Source organism: Nocardia cyriacigeorgica NBRC 100375 (assembly GCF_000308555.1).
Lineage (GTDB): Bacteria > Actinomycetota > Actinomycetes > Mycobacteriales > Mycobacteriaceae > Nocardia > Nocardia cyriacigeorgica.
The window spans coordinates 1-3,164 of record NZ_BAFY01000036.1 but is presented as its reverse complement, the minus strand read 5'-3'; the positions used below and the strand labels follow the sequence as shown (position 1 = coordinate 3,164).

Below are 3,164 nucleotides of genomic sequence, written 5' to 3'. Positions count from 1 at the left end.
CAGTACCGATGGTGATCGGCCCGTCCGGGCTCATCTGCGGGGTGCTGGTGGCGAGGATAGTGGCCTCGGTGGGGCCGTAACCGTTGAAGAAGGCGTGCTCGCCGGCCCAGCGGCCCACCAGCTCCGGACCGAACTTGTCGCCCGCGACCACGACGACCTCGAGATCGTCGAGCCCGGCCGGATCCACCGATTCCAGCGCACCCGGGGTGATCAGCATGTGCGTGACCTGCTCACGGCGCAGCAGATCGGCCAGCTCGAACCCGCCGAACACCGACGGCGGCGCGATCACCAGCGTGGCTCCCGAGGTGAAGGCGAGCAGCAGCTCCAGCACCGAGACATCGAAGTTCGGCGAGCAGACGTGCAGCACCCGCGAATCCTCGGTGACTCCGTAGTGCTCGCGTTCGGCGGCGACCAAACCGGCCAGACCGGTGTGGGTGACCACCACGCCCTTGGGCCGCCCGGTCGAACCGGAGGTGTAGATGACGTAGGCGGGATGGCGCTCGTCGAGCGGGCGCACCCGGTCGGCGTACGAAATGGGATGGCTGGGCCGCTTGGCGATGCGCTCGGCCACCACCGGATCGTCGAGCTCCACCCAGTACACGCCGGTACCGAGCACCGGACGATGCGCCGAGGTGGTGAGCCCGATGACGGCGCCGGAATCAGAGACGATGTGGTTGATGCGGTCGGCCGGATACCCGGGGTCGACGGGGACGTACGCGGCGCCGGTTTTGGCCACCGCCCACACCGCCAGCACCGATTCCAGGCTGCGCGCGATCCCGATCGCGACCACGTCGCCAGGGCCGACGCCTCGATCGATCAGCTCCCGCGCGACCTGCGAGGACGCCTGGTCGAGTTCTTGATAGGTGAGGGTGCGCTCGTCGGCGGGCTCACCCGTCGGGTTGAACCGGATCGCGACCGAGGTGGCCGACGATTCCACCGCCGCGGTGAGCAGCTGTCCGAACAGCGGACTGCCCGAGCGGCGGCGACGGCTACCACGAGCGGAACGACGGGCAGTTTCCATTCGAGTGCATTCACCTCTCGCGTAAAGCCAGAACCCGGCCCTGCCCCATGAACCAGGGCGTCGTCAGCCCGGGCCGGCGCGGTCCGGGCCATCATATAAGGGCGTACCTCCGCATTCGCTGCGGCCGTGCGCGGTCTTCGGTCGGACTGCGTCCGGCTGCGTCTCTTGTGCGTGCGGCATTGCCACGCCCGCTGCATCGGTTGCCCCCGGTATATCGGGACGACCGATCCGATGTTGCAGTAGTACCCGTTCTGATGAACCTCGTCACAGCCAACCGCGGCGGATGGCCTGCACCCCTGCCTGGAAGCGGGTGCTGGCGCCGAGTCGCTCCAGCAGCCGCGCGGTCCGGCGCACCACCGTGCGGCGGGACATGCCGAGTCTGCGGGCAATGGTGTCGTCGGTGGCGCCCAGGCCCATCAGGGTCAGAATGGCGCGATCGCGTTCGTCGAGGTCGGTGGCGGCCGGGTGCACCGAGATCGGCGCGGCCAGCGACCACAGCACGTCGAAGGTCTTGACCAGCAGTTCCAGGCCCGGTGAGCGGGTGATGCGCAGGCCCATCGGATCGGAGCGGCGTTCGTCGGCGTGCAGCACCAGGCTGGCGCGCTCGTCGTCGGCGACGATCAGTTTAAACGGCGGCTCGGGCAGCGTGCGGGCGCTGGCGCCGCGGGCATTGGTGGCCAGTGCGTGCCGCAGCCGCTCACCGTCCTGATAGATAGTGTCCTGGTACAGGGTCCGGTAGCGGATGCCGTCACCGATGCGGGACTGTTTGAGTTCGAACAGTCGGCGTTCGCGTTCCACATCGGAGAGGAACGGCCCGCGTTCGATCACCTTTACCGTGCGTCGCGCGTTGACCTGGAGTTCCTCGAAATCGGCCAGCATTTCCAGCCGCTCGTACACCGGCACCACCGCGCCTGCCCCGCGTGGTGAGCGGCGCACGGAACGGAAGGTCTGGCTCAGCCGCGCGGCGGCGGCGTGCATGGTGGCGATTTCCTGCTGACGTCGCCGGGCCTCGGCCTCGGACAGCGCTTCGGGTGCGTGCGCGTCCCAGACCGGGGTGCCGTCGTTGTCGGTGAGCCGCACCGCGGCCTGCACCTCGCAGAGCCGATCCAGCGCACACCGGGCCTGCGCCTCGGAAACGTCGAGGTGGTCGGCGATATCGGAGAGCCGGGACCGGGGATGGTGGACCAGCAGTGCGTACAGCCGGCCGTGCAGCGATCCGGGCTCGAATATGTCGGCCAATTCGGTCATCGGGCGCACCTCGAGGTGGGCCGACGGTCCGGAGATCCGGGCGAGCACCAATGTCTCAATTGTCCAGGAGAAGGGGTCGCGGCCGGATCAGTGCGACGACGGGCCCCACTCCATGGGCACACCCTTGGACGCCAGGTACGGAATCGGGTCGATCTTGGCGCCGCCCTGATCCCAGATCTCCAGGTGCAGGTGCGGGCCGGTGGACTGGCCGCGGTTGCCGACGGTGGCGATGACGTCACCGGCGTTCACCCGCTGCCCGGCCTGCACGAACATGTCGTTGACGTGGCCGTACACGGCGGTGGTTCCGTCGTCCTGGAGGATGCGGACCCAGAGCCCGAAGCCGGAGGCCGGACCGGCCTCGACGACGGTGCCGCTGCTGACGGAGTGGATCGGCGCGCCGAGCGCGTCGGCGAAGTCGATGCCGTAGTGCATGGCGCCCCAGCGGCTGCCGTAGGCGGAGCTGATCGCACCGGCGACCGGCCGCACGGCGGGAGCCGGAGCCACCTGCTGCTGGAGGTCCTTGAGCACCTGCTCGGCATGCGCCAGCGGGCCCGCGATCTCCGGCGGCAGACCGCCGAGACCGAACGGGGCGGCGACCGGAGCGGGTGCGGCGACCGGAGCGGCCACCGGGGTGACGGCGTCGGCGATGGGCGCGGGCGCGGCGGGCGCTTCGGCGGCAGGCGCCTCGGCGGCGGGCTCGGCGAAGGAGACGGGCGCGACCTCGTGGTCGGCGTCGTTGTCGTTGTGCGAGCCGGGCAGCAGCGGCGACGCGTAGGCGATGGCCGGAGCGATCTGGGAGGCGGTGCCGATCAGCGCGCCCGCGGCGACGGCGGCGGTGGCCGCGGCCTTCACGCGTTCGACGCGACCGGCCTCGGCGCGGTGCCGCGTCGGCCGA

General features: G+C 70.4%; 3 protein-coding genes. All 3 read right to left on the bottom strand.

Annotated features, from left to right (window positions below):
- The coding region (locus RJ05_RS03660; RefSeq protein WP_156090793.1) for an AMP-binding protein at positions 1–1,021 on the bottom strand (1,021 nt) is incomplete at its 3' end.
- A 264-nt stretch (positions 1,022–1,285) separates the two neighbouring features.
- Positions 1,286–2,269: a helix-turn-helix domain-containing protein gene (locus RJ05_RS03655; protein ID WP_036533112.1), complete on the bottom strand. Its 984-nt coding sequence runs from the start codon at positions 2,267–2,269 to the stop codon at positions 1,286–1,288.
- 87 nt (positions 2,270–2,356) lie between these two features.
- The coding region (locus RJ05_RS03650) for a M23 family metallopeptidase (RefSeq protein WP_051016201.1) at positions 2,357–3,164 on the bottom strand (808 nt) is incomplete at its 5' end.

Bases quoted from the DNA above. Each gene is read 5' to 3' on its own strand.
- RJ05_RS03655 (WP_036533112.1), bottom strand. From the start codon at position 2,269: ATGACCGAATTGGCCGACATATTCGAGCCCGGATCGCTGCACGGCCGG.